The organism is Petrotoga sp. Shatin.DS.tank11.9.2.9.3 (genome assembly GCF_003665005.1).
In the GTDB taxonomy this organism is placed as follows: domain Bacteria; phylum Thermotogota; class Thermotogae; order Petrotogales; family Petrotogaceae; genus Petrotoga; species Petrotoga mobilis.
Map to the genome: position 1 here is coordinate 26,661 of NZ_JGVT01000006.1, position 21,734 is coordinate 48,394.

Here is a 21,734-nt window from a genome sequence, read left to right on the forward strand (position 1 = left end):
CCTTCGCCCCGCTGCCCACCCATCTAAGGAAGTTTAAAAGGCTTTCCCTTCGCCACGCAGCATGCCCATTTATTAAAGAAGTAAATATTTGTAGAAAGCACAAATACTTTTTGAATCGGTAATTTCGCCTTTTTTTATCATCTCTTTCATTTCATCTGTGGTTACCTTTAAGATTTCAACAAACTCGTCATCGTCAGGATTGACTCCTACTTCAGTTAATTCTTTTGCTAAATATAAATATATTTTTTCGTTTGAAAAACCCGGGGTTGTGTATATGTATCCTAATTCAATCCATTTATTTGCTTGCTTCCCTATTTCTTCTGCTAATTCCCTTTTACCGCATTCCAAAGGGTCCTCATTGGGGGAATCAAACTTTCCTGCAGGTATTTCTATTAATACTTTTCTTATTGGGAATCTGTATTGTTTAACAAGATAGATGTTCCCTTCATCATCTACCGGCAATATCGCTACTGCCCCCGGATGGTTGACAACTTCTCTGGTTGAAGTGTTTTTATTGGGCAATTCAACGTGGTATTTTTCTAGATCTAAGATTTTCCCTCTAAAGATCACTTCTTTTGATAATTCTTTTTCTATTAAATCCATTTTTAGTTAAACTCCTATATTTTGATTTTGGTGTTTTTAGAAACACAAAAACTTTATAATAGCGCCCTTTCACCCCGCTCCCCACCCTTCTAAGGAGGGACCTGCGGTCCCTAACCCACCAGGGGGAGGGCTCCGCCCTGGAACCCATTTTAAAATCAAAATCTTATTTTTGAAAAAAGACGAACTTTTTTCTACGTTGTGCTTAGTCTTTATTAGCGCCCCTTTTGCCCGCTCCCCACCCTAAAGGATAAAGGGATCTTTAACCCCTTCGCCCAGCTACCTGCCCATTTAATGAATTTTTAGCTATTTCACAGATCTTTTGGGCTAAAGGCATTTGGCAGTAACTCACTTACTTTCGTCTTTTCTATTTTCCCTTTGGTATTTGCTAGATAAACGTCGAAATCCCCGAACTCAGCCATTACTTGTCTACATGCCCCACATGGTTTTACAGGTGCCTCTCCTTCTGCAACGACTAACATGGCTTTGAATTCACGTTTGCCCTTGGCAACAGCAGAAAATATTGCGTTCCTTTCAGCACAGAGAGATAATCCATACGAAGCATTTTCCACATTACAACCTGAAAATATTTCCCCGTTATCCGATAACAAACTCGCACCTACTTTAAAATTAGAATAAGGAGCATATGCATTTTCTCTTGTTTTCATAGCTTCTTCATACAACGTTTCAACTATAGTTTTATCATTCATCTTTTTCAGCCCTTTCTTGGTTGTCTGTTTGCATTTTTGGATGTACAGTTATTTTAACTTTATCTATCTTATTGATAGTTACTGAAACAATTTCGAATTCAATATTTTCAATATAATATATTTCTCCAGATTTAGGAAATCTTTTGAACCTTTCAAGTAAAAATCCACCAATGGTTTCAAACTCAGTTTCTGGAAATTCTATATCCAACTCTCTTTCAACGTCATTAATTGGTGTTGTGCCATCAACTAGTATAACATTTTCTGCTACTCTTATTATATTAGTTTCATCGCTGTAGTCATCGTACTCATCAAAAATCTCTCCGGTCATTTCTTCTATTATATCTTCTAAAGTAACTAATCCAGCGGTTCCTCCATATTCATCAACGACTATAGCCATATGTGTATGATTATTCAAAAACAGCCTAAAAACATCTCTTATTTTCATCGTTATGGGTACAAAGAATGGTTTATGCATAATTTCTACAACTCTTAATTTTTGCAGTTTGGTAAAATCTTTTACCTCATCGAGCTTTTTGAAAATATCTTTTGCGTAAACTATGCCAATTACATTGTCCAACGTTTCCTTGAAAACAGGAATCCTCGAGTACCCTTCTTCATTTATTATCTTTATCAACTCTTCCATGGTTTTTGTATCCTCAATCGCTAATATATCAACTCTTGGAGTCATAATTTCTTTGACAGAGGTATCCTTCATCTCTAGACTTCTTTGCATCAGGTACTTTTCACTTTTCTCAATTACCCCTTCTTCATGCCCTATGTCCAAGTAAGAAATTATTTCGTCCTCTGTGATCAGGGGTGGAGCATTGGTAATGGTCTCACCACCAAAAAGCCTAATAAACACGTTTGTAATGTTTACAAGTAACCACACAACGGGTGTTAATAGTTGATTTAAAAAATAGATTGTAAAAAAGGCAAAATTAAAGTATTTCTCTCTATTTTCTCTTGCATATACCTTGGGTGTTATTTCTCCAAAAATCAATATCAATAGGGTCATTATAGCTGTTACTAAACCAATGGCACCGCTATGAGAAGAGGGCATTAAACTGACTGCAAAAGCTGTCGCCGTAGATGTAGCTAAGATATTTACAAGGTTGTTCATTATAAGTATGGTTGTTAAATAATGATTCGGATTCTCAACAAAATGTTGGTATTTTTTCCTTTTTTTCTCATTTTTTTCTTCATCGATCAGTTCTCTTATCCTGTATCTCCCTATTGTAGTCAAAGCAGTTTCAGAACCTGAAAAAAAAGCAGACAAAGATAAAAGAACAACCAGTAATATTAATGAGCCCCACAAACCACCGGGGTCATCCACTTTCCATCATCTCCTTGTTAAGATATTTTTTTGAAACCATATCCTATGGCTTCACTATTTGGCAAAATAACAATAAACGCGTTACTATCCCTCTCTTTTACAATATTCTTAAGCAAACCTATCTCGGACCTTGAAATGGTCACCATTACTATATTTTTTTCTTGATTAGTGTAACTACCAACTCCTTTTAAAAAGGTGACTCCTCTATCTAATTTGTTATATATATCTTCTTTAATTTTATCATAATGATCGCTGATAACCAAAATCGTCCTTGTCGATTCAAATCCTTCTATCACCCCATCTATAGTCCTTGCAGTTACAAAAATTGCTATTATTCCATACATTGGTAATAAAGGACTGATTAATATGGAAGATGCGGTTATAACAGTATCAGCAATCATAAGACCCGTACCCACACTTAAAGAGAAATACTTGTTGAAAATCATTGCGATTATATCTGTTCCACCGGTAGTTGCACCTTTCCATATAACTAAACCCATGCCAAATCCAGCTATCAGGGCTCCGTAAAATGCAGCCAATAAGCTCATTTCTAGACCAGCGTTTCCTGTTTCTCTCATCAATGAAGGAATGAGTTGATCCCAGCCTAAACCATGTTGAAAAAAATCAGTGGAAAAGGAAAGCAAAGCAGCCGAATAAATGCTCTTTATTCCAAAACCTATTCCTAGTAACCAAAACCCTAAAAAGAACAAAATCAAATTATAAGCGAACATTTGTACCCCTACCCACCAACCAAAAAAATTGTTTAATATTATAGCCAATCCGCTAACCCCACCAGCAATAATATTGTAAGGGATCATGAAAAGAACTAGCCCTATAGCCGTTATCAAAGTACCGACCGTAATAATTATATAATCTTTGATAACTATTTTTTGATCAGAGATATTAAATTTCAATCTTCATACCCCCCAAGATGAATTATTCAACGTTTGTTTCTTCCAAAAGTTGACTAAGGATCTTCCGCTCTTTTCTCGATGGTTTGTTGATTTTTACGTTTATTTTGACATATAAATCTCCTCTTTTACCTCCACCAAATTCTGGAAGTCCCATATTTTTAAACCGTAAAATTGTCCCAGGGTTGGTTCCTTCTGGCAACTCTTCTTCTATATCTCCTTCTAACGTGGGAATTTTTACGGTTCCTCCCAAAACTGCTTTCAAATAATTTATTGTGATCTCTGTTTCTAAATCTGCTCCTTTTCTGATAAACCTTTCATGCGGAAGAACTCTTACTTGAACAATTAAATCACCATTTGGACCTCCGTTCTTACCTGCATTTCCTTTATCTCTTATTCTCATGGTATAGTTATCTGGAACTCCTGCAGGTATCGTAATTTCCATTCGTTCTTTTTTCAAAACTTTTCCGCTACCACCGCAGTAAGGGCATCTACGGTTGACTATTCTGCCTTCTCCGTTACACGTTGGACATGTATAAGTCCTTACAAAACTTCCAAAAAAACTTCTTTGTTCCTCTCTAATAACTCCTCTTCCGTTACACCTTGGACAAGTTTCAAAACTGGTGCCGTTTTCTGCCCCGGTACCATGACAGTGCTGACATACTTCGTACCTGTTGTATTCGACAATTTTCTTAACATCATAAATAATCTCTTCCAATTTTAAACTGATTACTACATTAATATCCTCTCCACGTTCTTTGACTACGTTTCTTCGCCTAGAGGAAGATCTACTACCGCTTCCTTCAGTACCAAAAATCATATCAAAAAAGTCCGAAACGGTGCCTCCACCAAAACCTTCTCCGAATATATCTCCAAAAATATCACCCATGCCACCGCCTGGATTACTTTGCCCTGTATAGGCGGTTCCTTCTTCTGGTACGAAGCCGAATCTATCGTACACTTTCCTTTTTTGTGGATCACTTAAAACTTCGTAAGCCTCCTGAATTTCTTTAAATTTGCGCTCTGCTTCTTCTTTATTTTCAATGTGTCTATCAGGATGCCATTCTTTGACTTTTTGTCTATAGGCTTTTTTTATTTCTTCCTGTGATGCGTTTCTATCTACTCCCAAGATTTTGTAATAATCTTTTCTTTCCGCCATAATTATTTGTCACCTTCTTTTGAGTCGATCCCTTCCGCAGTTTGTTCGTCAGAATCAACATTTTCGTCACAAGGGTTTTTCTTGTCTTCAACTTTTTCCTTGACCCCGCTCGAGGCGTTCTCTTTCGGTTTAACAGCCACTATAACCCTTGCTGGTTTTATTACTTCACCTTCCAATTTGTACCCGATGGATTGGACATCGTATATACAGTATTCGTTCACTTCTTTTGTTTCAAATTTGTCAACAACATCATGTTCGAATGGATCAAATTGATCCCCTTTTTGCGGAACTATAAAATTCATTTTCAAGGAGTCAAAGACTTTCAACATATCTTTGTAAACCATCTCAACAGCAGAAACAAATTCGGGTTCATCTTTGTAATTCAAAGAAAGATTCAACTTTTCAAATGGGACAAGTAATTTTTCTATTATCATTTTTGTTGTGTTCAATTTTATCTGCTTTTTTTCTTTCTCCACTAAATTTTTGTAATCTTCAAATTTAGTTTTAAGATATATAGAATACTCTTTAAATTCATCTCTTTCTTTTTCTAGATTTTTCAACTCGTGTTTTAACTCATTATTTTCTTTTTCTAATTCTTCTAATTTCTCTTTCAACGATTCGATATCTTCCTGACTTAATTCTTTTTCTTTTATTTCTTGTTGTTCCTCTTGTTCTGTTATTTCTTCAGTTTTTTTTCTTTCTTCCATTTCAAAAAAACACCTCCTAAAAACTGATCATTACTATTTTTAAGTTTGCGCCCTTTCACCAACCGTTAAGGGGCAAGCCCCTTAAAAACCCCGAATTCAAAGTCAAAATCATTTAAAAACATCGTTTGTATACTACAACAAACTAAGTCTATAAACAAAATTATATACTAATTTCATAAATTTTTTGATATAATCTCTGAGAGTCTAGAAATATACTCTCTCAAAAAATAGTAATTTTTTTCATAATTACAGTATTTTTGTGTTATAAACAGCACTCTACCAAGAGGGTCGGCATTTAATTTGTAAGTAGTGTAGAAAAACACCATCTTTTTTAGAGCTTTAGAGTTTAAATCTTCACCAAATAATATTTCTATATCATCGGTGAAATCTAAAAGTTTAAATATTCCTTCTTTGATTGTATCATTTTCAACCATAGAAGCCAACGCTTCAATAGCTTCCAAGTCTGGAATAGATTGAGAGATAATTTTTTCAAGACCACTTATAATGTATTTTTTTCTATTGAACTCAGATGTTAGATGTCCCAAAATCTCTATGAAATTAGTTACTCTTAAATCTTCTGTTTCAAATTTTGGAGCTGAAAGAAACATGAAAAGTGTATGAAAAGATTTGCCAACAAGACCATTATTCAAAATATTTTCCAATTCCTTTGAAGGTGGCAGACCATATATTTCAACCGTCCTGGATACAGCTAAGCCTAAATTTGTTAAAATAGTAATGACGTTGTTTGTCTCCATTAAGGGAGTGACTGTTACCCTTGTTATATATACATACTTTGGATTGGGATATTCAAAAATCACCAAACCTTCCAAGGTATTAGATATTAGTTCACTCAAGCTTTGAAACATAAGATTTAAATCATAAAATTTGTACTTTTTTGGAATATCAATATGTGTATCCTCTTGGTTGTAGGCGTCTTTTATCATTTGAAAATAGATCTTCAATGCGGAATCTGTAGGAATTCTTCCACCGCTTGAGTGTTGTTGATATATGTATCCTAATCTTTGAAGTTTTTGCATATCGTTTCTGATAGTGGCGCTACTGGCTTTGATATTTGAGTTTTCCAAAACTTCATCTGAGCTAACTGGTTTATCGTTTTTTAAGTATAATTCAACAATGGTTTTTAGAATTTCTTTTTGTCTATCGTGTAGCACCTTAGACATTTTATCACTCCCACATAGTAAGTGCTAATAATATGATACCAGGTCTTATATACATTGTCAAATATATTAATTTACCACATTGTAACAACTAACATTTAGGAGGCAGTATTAATGAGAATCCCTTCAAACAAAATAATACAATTTTTAAACGGTAATATAAAAAAGAAAGTAATAACCAAAGAGATATTGAATATAGCCGGTATAAAAGACAACAGTGAAAACGTTGAAAAAGACGATGTTTTTATCGCTTTTAAAGGTTCACGTTTCGATGGCCATGATTTTATCCTTTCAGCATTTGATAAAGGTGCTTCATTAATAATTGCTCAAGACGAAGAAAAGATCCCAACAAATGATTCTCTGCAATATATAATCGTAGATGATATTAAAAAGGCTGCTGCCGATTTATCTCACAAATTATTCGACATCTCTCCAGATGATTTTAAAATACTGGGAGTAACAGGAACTAATGGCAAATCCACAACGGTATCTTTAGTTCATCACATCTTGCAAAAAGTAAGTAAGAATTCTACGTTAATAAGCACTGTAGAAATTAAAATAAACGACGAGGTAATTAATGAACCATACAACACGACTCCAAGTATCTTAGAGTCGTCCAAAATATTAAAAAAAAGCAAAGAAAATAATATTGAATTTATAAACATGGAAGTATCCTCTCATGCTATCCATCAAAGAAGAATTGAAGGCTTTAAATTCGATATCATATCTTTCACAAACATCACAAGGGATCATTTGGACTATCATAAAGATTTTGAAGAATACAAAAATATCAAGTTGTCACTGATGAACTATTTAAAAGATGAAGGAAAAATAATAATAAATCTCGACAGGTTGAACAAAGAAGACTTCATAAAGAGTGGGAAAGAAGTTATCAGCTACGGATTCAAAAAAAATGCAGACTTTGTGATAGATAATTACGAACAAACGCTTCAGCAAATGAAATTCACGATCACAACAAAGGAAAATAAAAGTTTTGAAATACGATCCCACTTGATAGGGAAGTTCAACGTTTACAATATAACAAATGCCTTTGTAATAGCTACCCTATTCGGGCTGGATCCTGAAAAAATCATCTACCCCATTTCAACATTTAAAGGTGTCCCTGGAAGGTTCCAAATCGTTCCCAACAGTCAATCGTTGGGATTTGTTGCCGTTATTGACTTTGCGCACACTCCTGATGCACTTAACGAAGTATTGAAAAGCGCTTCTTCAATAACTGAAGGAAGGATAATCACCGTATTTGGAGCTGGTGGAAACGCAGACCAAGGGAAACGAATGTTGATGGGACAAGTTGTAAGTGAGAATTCAGACGTAATAGTTCTAACCAACGATGATCCAAAAGATGAAGACCCCAACCAAATAATAGAAGATGTATCAAAAGGTATAGACAAAAATAAACATTTTATTGTGATACCTGATAGAGAAACCGCCATCGACACAGCCTTAAGATTTGCCAACAAAGGGGACATGGTAATCATAGCGGGAAGAGGCCATGAAAAATACCAACTCTTCGCCCACGGAAAAAAAGTTGAGTTCAACGACTTCGAAGTAACAAAAAAACTAATCAACAAAATAAAAAGGAGTTCGGGAAGGTAGTGTTGGAACGATTAAAATATAAAGGCCATAATTTTCAAATTGATTCTAGAAAAGTCAACAAGGGTGATGTATTTCTATGTTTAAAAGGTGAGAAAACGGATGGTCATCTTTTTATAAACGACGCATTGAAAAACGGAGCGTCTTACGTAATTGTTGAAAAAGATGTTGCAGGTTTTCCGAAAGAAAAAATAATCAAAGTCAACAACGTCTTAGAAGAAATGCTTATTTCTGCTTCCACATTGATTAATCAAAACGCCAAATTAAAGATCGGAATAACTGGGTCCACCGGGAAAACCACCACGAAAGAATGCTTGTACTATTTGTTGTTAGCTTATTTCAAAACCTATAGAAACGAGATGAATTTGAATACAGAGATAGGAATACCATTATCGATTTTAAACAACTATAACAACGAAGAAACCGTCATACTAGAAGAGGGTCTTAGAAAAAAAGGAGACCTCGAATTTTTATCGAGATACTTTAAATTGGACGTCGCTATCATCACAAACGTAGGGGCTTCACATCTGGAATTTTTAGATTCTTTAGAGACGGTAGCTAAGGAAAAGATGAAGATAACAAGTAGCATGGATAAAGGGGTTTTGATAATCAATGGAGACTACTCGATATTAAAGGAATTGGCACCAAAACATCTTAACCAACTAACCTTTGGAACCAAAGATGAAAACGATGCTGTTTTACAAAGTTTCGAGTACAATGAGAACCACACCACAACTGTTTACGCCAAAATTCTTAAAGAAGATTTCATGGTAACACTGAACAATTATTGGAGTGAAGGTCAGATATTAGACTTACTTTCAGGATTGTTGTTTTTGAGATACATTGACTTACCAATCGATCCATACTATTTATCCAAAATCAATATCCCTCAAGATCGTTTTCAAACCATAAAACGTGGAAGTCTTCTAATAGTGAACGACTCATACAACGCATCATACGAATCTTTCAAAAGTGCTTTTAACAGCATAAGTAAGTTGAATCTTTCCCCTAAAATTATCATAATGGGAGAAATAAAGGAACTAGGAAAATACAGTCAAGAGTACCACATTAAAGTTATAACAGAAGCCTTAAAAATTTTTGATCAGATTTATTTCTATGATCCCCAAGAAAAATTCACTTATCTATCAAACGATAAAGTTACCTTCTTTCAAGAGCTAAAAACAATTGATGAAATAATATCAAACACCACCGAAGGAGTGATCTATATAAAAGGATCTAACGCTACAGGAATAAACAAATATCTCAAGGAAAGTGGCTTAACTTGGAAAGATTGATATTTTATACTTCATTAATAACTTTTATTGTTTTACTTTTTCTCTATCCAACATTTATAAAATGGTTAAAAAAAAGGCAATTTGGACAATATATCAGAAAAGAAGGGCCTGATCTTCATAATTACAAGCAAGGAACCCCTACAATGGGGGGAATCTTATTCGTTTTCGCTATTTTTTTTCTAAGTATGCTCACTTACTTCATCCAAAAAGAAGATTTATTTCTAATAATTGGAGTTGCCACTTTACTCTTTGGATTCATAGGATTTTTAGATGACTATCTGAGTATAAAAAAGAAAGACTCAACTGGATTAACAGCGATACAAAAATTGTTAATGCAATTCTTATTCTCTATACTCATAGTATATCTCATATCAATACTCAATCCCCATTCGATATTGAAAATACCTTTCACAACTAAAAGCTTAGACCTAAAATTTTTCTATCCACTGTGGGGAATAATATACCTAACAGGTATGTCCAACGCAACAAACTTAACTGACGGAATAGACGGACTGTCAGCAGGAACTTATGCGATATCAGCACTATTCACCGCACTGATCACAGGTATGAATTTTAATCACATCTCCATATTGATTTTGCCAGTAATAGCGTACCTCTTTTACAATATAAAACCGGCAAAAATTTTCATGGGAGATACTGGATCTTTAGCTTTAGGGGGGATATTAGGTTCTATAGCGTTATATTATTCCGTTGAACTTTTCACCATTTTAACCTGTTTTATATTTATTTCGGAGATGTTTAGCGTTATAATACAAGTAGGAAGTTTCAAACTACGAAAAAAAAGAGTCTTTTTAATGGCTCCAATTCATCATCATTTTGAACTAAAAAAATGGAGTGAAGAAAGAATCGTTCTAACGTTCTGGACTATAAACTTTTTAACTGGAATAGTCGCACTAGGAGGAGTACGGTGAAGATATGCCTTGTAGGATACGGAAAAAGTAACACAGATATACTAACGAAGCTTTTAGAAACAAACCATCAAATCTTCGTCAGTCAAGACAAAGATTTTAAAGAAAGCGATGAAATATACTTTAAGAAAAACAACATTCAATATGAAACCAACCACAACGACCTTTTAAAAAACTGTGATTTGGCTATCGTAAGCCCTGGTATCCCACCAAACAGTAAGGCTGCTAAAATAATATTTGAAAACAATATCGATTACACTACAGAATTAGAGTATTCATGGCAGAATATAAAAAAAGAAAACAAAAAAGCTGTTTTTATTGGAATAACAGGAACCGATGGAAAATCAACCACCACCTCTTTAATAGGACATATATTAAAATTCGCAGATCCTTTAACCTTTGTGGGTGGTAATATTGGAGTTCCCTTAGCAAAAGCGTCAGAAACTCTAAACTACTACGTAGTTGAGGTTAGCTCTTTTCAAATATTCTGGTCAAAAACGTTTACTCCTGAAATATCCGTGTTAACGAACCTGGCACCCGATCATCTAAACTGGCATAAAGACTTGAATGATTATTACAAAACCAAAGCAAACTTATTGTTAAGAACCCTCAAATCAGGAGGAGTAACGGTTATCAACGAAGATGCTGTAAATCTTTTAAACCTAAAAGATTATCAAACAAGTGAAAGGATTATAACGTTTTCTAAAAACATGATTGAAGGCAATTACATTAAATACAAAGATAAAAAGATACAAGTCAACAACAAAATGTTTGAACTGGACATCTTCAAAGAAGACATCTTGGCATCAGCAGTGACGACGTTAAATCTTGGGATCTCTGAAAAAGTTATCGAAGAAGCAATAAACTCATTTAAACCACTAAAGTATAGGTTGGAACTGATAAAAAGCAAAAACGGAGTCAATTATTACAACGATTCAAAAGCAACCAACGTTCACTCCGCATACAACGCTTATAAAAGTTTCAGAGGAAAGAATTATATAGCAATCCTAAGTGGAATCCCTAAAAATGAAGACTTAACACCATTAATCGAAGAACTTAAAACCTACGCCAAAGCTGTAATAGTATTCGGAGAAATGGAAAAAGAAGTCAAAAAATACCCCTTGAATTCTAAATTTATCTTCAAAAATAATTTAGAAGAAGTATTCTTATACCTAAGTGAAATATGTGAAGTTGGAGACAATGTGGTATTTTCACCAGCTGGCGCAAGTTTTGATAAATACAAAAATTATGAAGAAAGAGGAGAACATTTCAATTTATTGGTCGAAAAATCGTAAATGGTCGGGCTGCAAATTCAAGGGTTAATGGCAAAGCCCTTCCTTTATTCCTTATGGGCGGCTGCGGGGATCTAAGGGACCGCGGGTCCCTTCTTTAGATGGGTGGGCTGCGGGGCGAAGGGGCGCAAATGATGATCCTTTTCCTCACGGGCGGGCTGCGGGGCGAAGGGGCGCTAATAAGGACAATAATTCCCCAATTTTGGAGGCAGTTAGATGAATAATGAAGAAGTAAAAATCGTCATCGAAAAATTAGTCTACGGTGGATACGGCATGGCTCGTTATGCCGACAAAATCTACATGGTAAACAACGTTTACCCTGGAGAGTTTGTCTCAGTTATTCCAACAAGAACGAATAAAAATTTAGTATTCGCAGATCTAAAAGAAATCCTACAACCATCCCATCAAAGGGTATCCTCCAAATGCAAGCACTTCCCCGAGTGTGGGGGTTGCCAATGGCTCGATTACGATTATAAATCCCAACTAAAATCAAAAACAGAGATAGTAAAAGAACAGTTAGAAAGAATCGGAAAGTTAGATAGCTCCCTTGTTAATGACATAATCGAAAGCGATTTGATTTGGGGTTACAGAAACAGAATGGAATATGCCTTTCAGAAAAATAATAAATTAAAATTAGGTTTAAATATCGCCAATTCAAATAATGTTCTTGATATCTACTCATGCCCAATCTCACCAAACTTATTCGATAACATAAGAAATAAATTCAGAGAACTAGTTAACAAATTGAATATCGAAATATACGACAAAAAGACAAAAAAAGGTATCTTGAAACACTTAGTCATTCGAAGATCATTTTCCAAAAATCAAACGATGGTAATTATAGTTACCAACACAGAATATTTACCTTACGAAGAAGAGATAAAACAGTTTTTTCAACAGAATTTCCAGCCCTATTCACTGATACACTTGATGAACAGTTCGGATAGCGTTGTACTAAGAGGTCCTTACAAAACGCTTCTCGGTGAAGGAGTATTAAATGAGGAGTTTGATGATTTTAAATTCCAAATTCCACCAACCTCCTTTTTTCAAAACAACTACAACGTCACACAAAAGCTATTAAGGCACATATTAGAATATTTCAAAAACAACACACAAAAAGATGACACTATGTTAGACTTATACTCTGGTGTTGGCTTATTCTCAATATACTTTTCACCACTCTTTAAACACATAGAATCCGTTGAAACCTCCAAAATTTCAGTAAAGGCTGCAATTTCAAATTCTCATATAAATTTTATTAAAAACGTTAATTTCATCCTAGCAAGCTCGAAACCGTATCTCATGAAAAATTCTGATAAAAGATTTGACTATGTCATCTTAGATCCCCCAAGAAAAGGACTGGAAAAGGAAGAGATCCATTTACTTTCTTCTATGGCAACAAAAGGGATTATCTATATATCCTGTGACCCTTCAACATTTGCCAGAGATCTAAATCTTTTTACAAAAAATGGATTCACTCTCAAATCGGTTCAACCATTTGACATGTTTCCACACTCATACCACATCGAAAACGTTGGAATTCTAGAAAAAAACTGAGGTGGTTTACATGGCGAAGCCCTCCGCTTCCTTAGAAGGGTGGGGAGCGGGGTGAAAGGGCGCTAATAAACTCCCAACAATTAAAAAGGAGGTTCCTATGGAATTTTCTGCTAAAATAGAATCAATTCAACCATCTGCAACTATCGAGTTAAACTCAAAAGCATTAGAACTACAAAGCAAAGGGTACGAAATAGTCAGATTGACAGCTGGAGAACCTGATTTTGATACTCCTCAGCCTATAATAAACGCAGCTTACCAAGCCATGAAAGAAGGGAAAACCAAATACACCGACAACAAAGGAATAAAAGAACTCAGACAAAAGATAGCTCAATATATAAATAAAAAATACTCAACTAATTACAATGAGAACAATGTAATCGTAACTAATGGGGGAAAACAAGCACTATTTAACTCACTCTTTTTGATAACAAACCCAGGCGATGAAATAATCTTAATTGACCCATCTTGGGTCAGTTATGACGCACAAATCAGAATGGTTGGCGGAATCCCCGTTCACGTTAAAACTACGAAAGAAAATAACTACATCCCCGAAGAAACAAAGTTGGAAAAAGCTATAACCAAAAAAACAAAAGCCATAATTATTAATTCTCCCAACAACCCAACAGGTGTGGTTTACGATAAGGAGTTTTTAGGCTTTATTTCAAAGCTCTCCATCGAACATGACTTTATAATCTTAAGTGACGAGGTATACGATGCCCTTGTTTACGACGGTAGTTACACCTCTATGGCAACCTTTGAAGAATCAAAAGATAGAACAATATTGATAAACAGTTTTTCAAAGACCTGGTCAATGACAGGATGGAGATTGGGATATACGATTGCCAACGAAAAAATCATAACTCAGATGGCTAAGATTCAATCTCACTCCACTTCTAACGTAAACACACCATCTCAATATGCTGCACTCAAAGCCTTAGAAATAGACAATTCTTACATGATAGAAGAATTCAAAAAAAGAAGGGACTACTTGTACGATGAATTCAAAAAACTCAGTTTGACATTCAATAAGCCAAAAGGTGCTTTCTATTATTTTATCGACATATCGAAGTATGGATTGAATGACAAAGAATTCTGTGAAAAGTTACTCGAGTATGGTTTGGCAGTAGTCCCAGGTTCGGCTTTCTTTTCTGATGGGCACATCAGACTCTCTTTTGCAGCCTCTATGAATGATTTGAAAAAGGCAGTTGAAATACTTAAAAAGTTTCTAACGGATTTGGAGAAGGAAAATACATGAAAATAGATTTATTAGTAGCTGAGATAGGAAGTACCACAACGGTGATCACAGCTTACCAACTCACAGAAAAGAGCGTTAAAATAATAGCTCAAACAGAAAGTTACACGACCATAGACAAAGGTGATGTAACCATTGGAATAGAAAAGGCACTAAAAAATATGGAAGAAAAAATTAAAGATAAAATAAGTTGGGAAAAATTTTTAGCAACCTCTTCCGCCGCCGGTGGGCTAAGTATGACGGTCCATGGACTGGTATACGATATGACAGTTAGGGCAGCGAAAGAAGCAGCTTTAGGCGCTGGAGCTATTTTAAAATACATCACATCCGGCAAACTTAGAGAAACCCATTTGAAGCAAATTTTAAAGATTAAGCCAAAATTGATTCTCTTATCAGGCGGGGTGGATTACGGGGAAGAAGAAACCGTTCTTTACAATGCTGAATTACTCTCTGAGTTACCACTAGAAATCCCCATAATATACGCAGGAAACACTGCTGTGAAAGAAGAAATAGAAGAAATCTTCAAAGAAAAGGACAAAAACATAATCATAACAGAAAACGTCTACCCTAAAATAGATCACCTCAACGTTGAACCGGCAAGAAAAATAATCCAAGAGGTTTTCTCAAAACACATAATTCACGCCCCTGGCATGGAAAAAATCTACGATGTAGTGGATGAAGAAGTCATCCCTACCCCTGCGGCTGTTATGAATACCACTGAATTACTAAATGAACTGTATGGAGATGTTCTAACAGTTGACATTGGAGGGGCTACAACTGATATAGACTCCGTTACCGATGGCTCACCAGAAATTCAAAAGATTTTGGTATCTCCACAACCCCGTTCCAAAAGAACGGTAGATGGAGACATGGGAATATACGTAAACGCGCATAACGTAGTTGAAATGATAGGCAAAGAACAAATAAAAAAAGACTTTGAAAACTACGAAGAGATACTAAAAAATCTATCCCCGTATCCACAAAACGACGAGCAAGAAAAATTTGCAGCTTACTTGGCAAAGTTTTGCTTCTTAACATCCCTAAAAAGACATGCTGGAAGAATTGATTACATCTTTACCCCCACTGGAAGAAAAAAGGTAGCTCAAGGGAAAGATTTAACCGCCGTTAAAATCATCTTTGGCACTGGAGGAATACTATCCAGATCAAAATACAAAAAGGAGATATTTGAAAGCCTTAAGCAGCTAAAAAACTCAGAAGATTTACTACTACCACCAAAAGACGTAACCTTCGCCTACGACAAAAATTACATATTCGCTAACATAGGTGTTATCGCAAACCTAGACAAAGAAATAGCAAAGAAAATTCTACAAGACGATATAGAATGGCTATAGAGGATAGCGTTTAAGGGTTGAGCCCTTCCTTAGATGGGCGGGGTGCGGAGCGGAACCCTTTACAATCTTGCTGGGACAGGGACCGCAGGTCCTTCCTTAAACGGGCGGGGTGGGGGGTAGGGCGCTAATAAAGACTCTTTTCCTCACGGGTGGGGAGCGGGGTGGAAGGGCGCTAATAAAAACTAAGCGTAGCTTACAAAAAAGTTCATCTTTCAAAAATAAGATATCAATTTTAAAAGGGTATAGGGTGAAGCCTTCTTCCCCTGTTGGTTGTAAAGGACCGCAGGTCCTTCCTTAGATGGGTGGGGGTGCGGGGGGAAGGGCCGCAAACTAATAACGACTGGGAGTGAAAAAAATGATAAAAATCGGCGCACATATGAAAATCTCAAAAGGCTTCACAAAAGTCCCTCCCGACACAGCAAACATAGGAGGAAACACCTTCCAAATCTTCACAAGCTCACCACGGGTTTGGAAAGTAAACCCGTTAAAAGAAAACGATGTAGAAGGCTTCAAAAACGCAATGACCGAATTCAACATAAATTTTGAAGACGTCTTAGTTCATTCAAGCTACTTAATAAACCTCGCCTCTCCAAAAGACGACATCAGAGAAAAATCCATAAATGCAATGATAGAAGAAATAAAAGCCACAGACGAATTAGGAATACTTCACTACAACTTCCATCCAGGAAGCCATTTAGGTGAAGGTGAAGAATTCGGCATAAACAAAATATTAGAAGGGTTAGATATCGTCTTCAAAGAAATTCAGAATACAAAAGTAACTATCTTGCTCGAAAACGTTGCACAAAAAGGTTCAAACATAGGATACACCATGGAACAATTAGGAAGAATAATAAACAAATCACCATGGAAAGAAAGATTAGGCATAACCTACGATACCTGCCATGGATTCGATTCAAACTACGACATAAGAAAAAAAGAAGAGGTGCAAAGACTACTAGATGAAATTGACAAATACATCGGCTTAAACAAACTAAAAATGATTCATCTAAACGATTCCAAATATGACGTAGGCGCAGCTAAAGACAGACACGAATTTATAGGCAAAGGATACATAGGAAGGGAAGGATTTAAAACCTTCTTCTCTTTCGATGAAATATCTAAGCTACCTCTGATACTTGAAACCCCTGGAGATGATCCAGAACATAGCCAAGACATAAAAGTAGTAAAAGATATCTTCAAGGAATTAGGAAAGCTTTAAAAAAATACCCCCAGATGGGGGTATTTTTAAACGATCCCTTGATCCATCATCGCTCTTGCTACCTTTAGAAAAGCAGTTACATTAGCCCCAAAAATAAGGTCTCCGTCTTTCTTGTATTCTTCAGCTGTCGCCTTTATACTACTGTATATGTCCTTCATTATCTCTCGTAGTTTTTTATCTACATCTTCAAAACTCCAAGACTCCCACATACTATTTTGAGTCATTTCTAATGCAGAGGTAGCAACACCACCAGCGTTGGCAGCTTTAGCTGGGGCAAACATAACGTTATTTTTTTGGAAACACTCAATAGCTTCTGGAGTGCACGGCATATTAGCACCTTCTGCTACTACTAAAACACTATTATTCACAAGTGCTTTTGCTTCTTCTGTATCTATTTCGTTTTGTGTAGCACATGGAAAGGCAATATCACACTCAATTTTCCAAATATCTTTACTATTGTCATTATACTCAGCAAAAGGATGAGCTTTGAGATACTCAACTATTCTTCCTCTTCTTTTTTCTTTTATCTCAATCACAGAATTTAAATCTATCCCTTCTGGATCGTATACTACACCATCAGAATCACTAATAGCTATCACTTTTCCACCAAGTTCTTTAACTTTTTGAGCAGTGTAAATAGCCACGTTTCCGGATCCAGAAATTATAACCCTCTTGCCCTCAAATGTTTCACCAATATCTTTTAGCATTTCTTCAACAAAATAAACCAATCCATACCCTGTTGCTTCTGTTCTTGCTAAACTTCCACCCCAATCTATTCCTTTTCCTGTTAGGGTACCAGCTTCAAAACGATTGGTAATTCTTTTGTATTGACCAAAGAGATACCCAATCTCTCTTTTTCCGACACCTATATCTCCAGCTGGAATATCGGTTTGTTCCCCAATGTGTCTGTATAGTTCAGTCATAAAGCTTTGGCAAAATCTCATAACTTCGGAATCTGACTTCCCCTTTGGATCGAAGTCACTGCCACCTTTTGCTCCACCTATAGGCCTTCCAGTTAAAGCATTTTTGAAAGTTTGTTCAAATGCAAGAAACTTCATAATTCCAGGGTATACGGTGGGATGAAAACGCAATCCCCCTTTATAAGGCCCTAATGCGGAGTTAAATTCTATTCTGTATCCCCTATTAACATGAACGTTCCCTTGATCATCTACCCATGGAACGCGAAAGATAATCTGTCTTTCAGGCTCAGTTAACCTTTCTAAAATCCCGTTTTCTTCAAATTCAGGATACAGTTCAACAACTGGTTTTATACTTTCAAGAACTTCACGTACCGCCTGGTGAAACTCGGTTTCTCCAGGATTCCTTACAACTACCCTTTCAATTATGCTGTCAACATAATTTTCTTGGGTTAATTCAATAGAGTTACGCATGGTTACCTCCTCCTTTTAGCTTTTCCCCGGTATACTTAAGAAAGAACAAACAACAAGAAATTATCTTCATAGTAAACAATTCAATGAAATATATTTCATTATTACTAATAAATGGTAATGAATATATTTACTAAGTTTTTTAGATTATACACAAAACTTGCAAATTCGCAAAATTTTAAAATTTTTCGTTGAATATGCTTTAAATCATTTATCTAAAGTGTTTTTCAGGTGATTAGTTATTACTGAAGAAAGTAAATTAAAAAAATATTTATATTTTTTTAATAAAAAATTTATCTTTCTTAGATTCTTGAGTGAGTGCCAGGAGGTATGCGGAAAGTTTGAACCAAAACCTACTGAAGTACTAAAAAAGTGGTGGGCGCTGTAGGGTTTGAACCTACGACCTTCTGCGCGTGAAGCAGACGCTCTCCCACTGAGCTAAGCGCCCCCAAAACACTTTTCTAAAATATTATACATTATATTTCAAAACTTGTCAATGAAAGTAAAAATTACTCTTTATATGCTTGAATACATCTCAAATTCCCATCAATAGCCTCAACTTTTGAAACTTTAAACCCTGCTTTCTCAAATAACGAAATTAACTGGCTCGTTGTTCTAAGCACCCTAAACTTTGGAATAAACCAAACCAAGTTCTCTCTATCCTTTAAATCAGGAACATATACAAAAGTTAAAACCTTCTGTGCCTTCTTTATAGTATCAGACAGATCATAATTTTTCTCAAACTCCCCTACAATTAAAAGATTGTTAGAAGTATCCTTCACAGAAACACCCAAATCTTCAAAAACACTTTCAAACTTCTCTTTATCAACTCCAAGAACCTTGACATCTTTAAAATCACTATCAATTAATCCCTTTAAAATAACTTCCTTTTTGACCTCCAAAGGAGCAGATTTGTAAGTTTCTTTCTCACGCTCTTCGTAAATTCTTAAAGCTTCATCAGAGGGATAAGGGGAAGCGTACATAAAAGATTCTGATTTCTTCCAACTCCTAATGGGATGAATAATTCCAAGCGTGGAAAACTTTTCAGAAATATTTCCCGCCCAAATTATTTCATCGTTGTTTTTCATAAAACTAATCTGAGTGTTTGGATAAAGCCCAGAATAACTGTATATACCAAGTGCCAAATCAGCGAGTTTGTTATTCTCTTCTACAGCTTTTATATGATATTCAAAAGCTTTTTTATTATCTTTTTTTTCGTATATCTTAGCAAGCCTATAATAATAAAAAGGAAATTCTTCGATATTTTCTATTTTTTTTAACAAAGTTTCAGCCTTTTGTGGATCTTTTTGAATAAAAGATACCCCCGAAACGTACAAAGCCAATGGAGCATCAGAAATAAGATAAAGTTTTTCAGCGTTCTCTTGCCCAACGTACCCCAAAATATCGAAAATGAACTCTTTCCCTGAAGTAAAATGGGAATACATCTCTTCGTAAACCCCGTCCATCTCGGGGTCTAATTTCGTGCTCAAATCCTCAATTATAGGTTTAATAAACTGTGAAAGCTCGGGAAGTATTTCTAAAGACTTTTTATACTGACTCAGAGCCTCTTTGAACCTTTTCAAACTCAGATAACAATCTCCTAATAAGGCGTATAAAACTCCTTGAATCTTTTCATCTTCGATCTTTCTTAAACTAGAAAGGGTCTTCAACGTATCAACAGTATCTTTTGTGTTTTGCAAAACAGAATAAAAAAGCAAAAGTCCAGGTATACGGCTTTTTTCTATAAAATTAAGATAATCACTTTTTGTTATAAAATCTAAAAGTTGGTCTTCTGATGTTTTCATTTTCTTTATTATGTATTTTGAAAGTTCATTTCTACAAGATAATTTATCTAACAAATCTTCATCAACTTCTACTTCTAATTCAGCAATTTTTTCAACGAGGCTGTCATAATAAATCACAATCTCAGATCTTTGTACGCCTTCAATCATAACTCTTAGCCCCGGTAATAACTTTTCAAACTCATCTTTAGCTTCAACATCATCTTTTATATCGTTCATCAAAACATACAAATTCTTTTTATCGATATTAATGTTCTCATCTTCACTAAATGCAATGGAAATATGATTGTTGAAACCTTTAAAATCCTTTCTTTTCAACATTGCACGTGCCATCAAAATATGTGCCAAAGGCACTTGCTTAAAAGACATAATAGTCCAATCAAAATTCTCAACATTTTTCATAGCTTCATCTAAGACTTTAAAAAACTTTTCCCCCCACTTGATTAGCTCATCCCAATCTTTTGATCTTTCGTACAAAGCCATCATACCAAAATAAGGATCAGGATACTGAGGAGTAGCGTCTATACATTTTTGTAGCAAATCCCTTCCAAGATCTTTCAAACCCGCAAACATACAGTCCAATCCAAACATGTACAAAAATTCAAGCCCTATGGCAGGAACCTTCCCCACTCTTCTTATCTCTGCAAACGTCTCCCAAGCAACTTGGTTTTTCTTATACGTGTACCCCCCGATAGACTCCGTTTTGTACAACTGAACTAAATAGTATAACCTCTCGATAGGGTGTTTTGCGTCTTTTAATTGCTCTCTTATTAAAGTACCTGTTCTTTCATACTTCTTTCTCTTCAAAGCCCTTGTCCAGATGTAACCGTAATGAAGAATCGGAAAATTACCTCGAACGACCTTTGGTTTATATTTAGCTTGATTATGGACAACGTTTTTGTATTCAATGGTACCTTTTCTAAAAATTCTTGGAGTCGAAGCTACTTCAGTTCTTGTGTAGTCAATATCCATATAACTTATTGTTGGTATATAGACAGTGTTAACATCTTTTGGCTGCCTCATAAGAAAATCTCTTATATTTTTTTTAAACGATTCTGACGCCTCCTCATCCGCATCGTATATCAAAACCCACTCACAGGTTGGAAACTTCAAAGAATAATTTCGAGCCTCAGAAAAATCATTCTGCCATTCATGAAAGTACAACTTATCGGTATACTCTTTAACTATCTGGGGTGTTCTATCCGTAGAACCCGTATCAACAACGATTATCTCATCAGCTACATCTTTAATAGCCTCTAAGGCGCGTCTAATATTAGCTTCTTCGTCCTTAACAATCATAGCAACGGACAACAATTTTTCTTTATCAACACTCATAAACTTTCCTCCCATCATAAAACTGTATCTATTATATCATTCTTGTTCATACCCGCCATTTCCTTAAGGGGCTTTCTCCAATCATAGAAACCTACCTTAAG

At 35.4% G+C, this 21,734-nt stretch carries 17 protein-coding genes and 1 tRNA gene; 8 read left to right on the top strand and 10 right to left on the bottom strand.

The window, feature by feature from the left end; translation table 11 throughout:
- Positions 1–72 precede the first annotated feature (72 nt).
- The 7 genes from BZ25_RS06800 to BZ25_RS06830 form a co-directional block, all read right to left on the bottom strand.
- A complete protein-coding gene (locus BZ25_RS06800) occupies positions 73–603 on the bottom strand; it encodes an NUDIX domain-containing protein (protein ID WP_012209615.1) in 531 nt (176 codons plus the stop codon).
- A gap of 308 nt (positions 604–911) precedes the next feature.
- On the bottom strand, positions 912–1,310 hold the full coding sequence (locus BZ25_RS06805) for a cytidine deaminase (RefSeq protein ID WP_121515545.1): 399 nt from the start codon (positions 1,308–1,310) through the stop codon (positions 912–914).
- Positions 1,303–2,643, bottom strand: a complete 1,341-nt coding sequence (locus BZ25_RS06810) for a hemolysin family protein (protein ID WP_121515546.1) — start codon at positions 2,641–2,643, stop codon at positions 1,303–1,305. Before BZ25_RS06810 ends, BZ25_RS06805 begins: the two co-directional genes overlap by 8 nt.
- Before the next feature lie 17 nt (positions 2,644–2,660).
- Positions 2,661–3,557, bottom strand: coding sequence for a YitT family protein (locus BZ25_RS06815; RefSeq protein WP_121515547.1), 897 nt, complete (start codon positions 3,555–3,557; stop codon positions 2,661–2,663).
- A 22-nt stretch (positions 3,558–3,579) separates the two neighbouring features.
- Entirely contained in the window at positions 3,580–4,716 is a 1,137-nt protein-coding gene (gene dnaJ / locus BZ25_RS06820; protein ID WP_121515548.1) for a molecular chaperone DnaJ, read from the bottom strand.
- Complete coding sequence (locus BZ25_RS06825) at positions 4,716–5,420, bottom strand: nucleotide exchange factor GrpE (RefSeq protein WP_121515549.1); 705 nt, start codon at positions 5,418–5,420, stop codon at positions 4,716–4,718. The genes dnaJ and BZ25_RS06825 overlap by 1 nt, the downstream gene beginning before the upstream one ends.
- 173 nt (positions 5,421–5,593) lie before the next feature.
- Entirely contained in the window at positions 5,594–6,601 is a 1,008-nt protein-coding gene (locus tag BZ25_RS06830; RefSeq protein ID WP_121515550.1) for a heat-inducible transcriptional repressor HrcA, read from the bottom strand.
- 111 nt (positions 6,602–6,712) lie between these two features.
- Between BZ25_RS06830 and BZ25_RS06835 the strand changes: the two genes are divergently transcribed.
- From BZ25_RS06835 to BZ25_RS06870, 8 genes are all read left to right on the top strand, one after another.
- Positions 6,713–8,215, top strand: a complete 1,503-nt coding sequence (locus BZ25_RS06835) for a UDP-N-acetylmuramoyl-L-alanyl-D-glutamate--2,6-diaminopimelate ligase (RefSeq protein ID WP_121515551.1) — start codon at positions 6,713–6,715, stop codon at positions 8,213–8,215.
- Complete coding sequence (murF, locus tag BZ25_RS06840) at positions 8,215–9,507, top strand: UDP-N-acetylmuramoyl-tripeptide--D-alanyl-D-alanine ligase (RefSeq protein WP_121515552.1); 1,293 nt, start codon at positions 8,215–8,217, stop codon at positions 9,505–9,507. The genes BZ25_RS06835 and murF overlap by 1 nt, the downstream gene beginning before the upstream one ends.
- On the top strand, positions 9,495–10,439 hold the full coding sequence (gene mraY / locus BZ25_RS06845; RefSeq protein ID WP_121515553.1) for a phospho-N-acetylmuramoyl-pentapeptide-transferase: 945 nt from the start codon (positions 9,495–9,497) through the stop codon (positions 10,437–10,439). Before murF ends, mraY begins: the two co-directional genes overlap by 13 nt.
- Complete coding sequence (gene murD / locus BZ25_RS06850) at positions 10,436–11,731, top strand: UDP-N-acetylmuramoyl-L-alanine--D-glutamate ligase (protein WP_158584877.1); 1,296 nt, start codon at positions 10,436–10,438, stop codon at positions 11,729–11,731. Before mraY ends, murD begins: the two co-directional genes overlap by 4 nt.
- A gap of 213 nt (positions 11,732–11,944) precedes the next feature.
- Positions 11,945–13,285, top strand: a complete 1,341-nt coding sequence (rlmD, locus tag BZ25_RS06855) for a 23S rRNA (uracil(1939)-C(5))-methyltransferase RlmD (protein WP_121567471.1) — start codon at positions 11,945–11,947, stop codon at positions 13,283–13,285.
- Between the two features lie 97 nt (positions 13,286–13,382).
- Positions 13,383–14,540, top strand: a complete 1,158-nt coding sequence (gene aspC / locus BZ25_RS06860) for an aspartate aminotransferase (RefSeq protein WP_121567472.1) — start codon at positions 13,383–13,385, stop codon at positions 14,538–14,540.
- The gene (locus BZ25_RS06865) at positions 14,537–15,889 is read left to right on the top strand and encodes a GlmL-related ornithine degradation protein (protein ID WP_121567473.1); all 1,353 of its coding nucleotides are present in this window, start codon (positions 14,537–14,539) and stop codon (positions 15,887–15,889) included. The genes aspC and BZ25_RS06865 overlap by 4 nt, the downstream gene beginning before the upstream one ends.
- Before the next feature lie 355 nt (positions 15,890–16,244).
- Complete coding sequence (locus tag BZ25_RS06870) at positions 16,245–17,108, top strand: deoxyribonuclease IV (protein ID WP_121567474.1); 864 nt, start codon at positions 16,245–16,247, stop codon at positions 17,106–17,108.
- 26 nt (positions 17,109–17,134) lie between these two features.
- On the opposite strand, the gene gdhA is transcribed toward BZ25_RS06870, so the two are convergent.
- The 3 genes from gdhA to BZ25_RS06885 all read right to left on the bottom strand — a co-directional run bounded on the left by gdhA (position 17,135) and on the right by BZ25_RS06885 (position 21,633).
- Positions 17,135–18,499: an NADP-specific glutamate dehydrogenase gene (gene gdhA, locus BZ25_RS06875; RefSeq protein ID WP_121567475.1), complete on the bottom strand. Its 1,365-nt coding sequence runs from the start codon at positions 18,497–18,499 to the stop codon at positions 17,135–17,137.
- Between the two features lie 370 nt (positions 18,500–18,869).
- Positions 18,870–18,944 (bottom strand) — tRNA-Val (locus BZ25_RS06880).
- 61 nt (positions 18,945–19,005) lie between these two features.
- On the bottom strand, positions 19,006–21,633 hold the full coding sequence (locus BZ25_RS06885) for a glycosyltransferase (RefSeq protein WP_121567476.1): 2,628 nt from the start codon (positions 21,631–21,633) through the stop codon (positions 19,006–19,008).
- Positions 21,634–21,734: the final 101 nt, after the last annotated feature.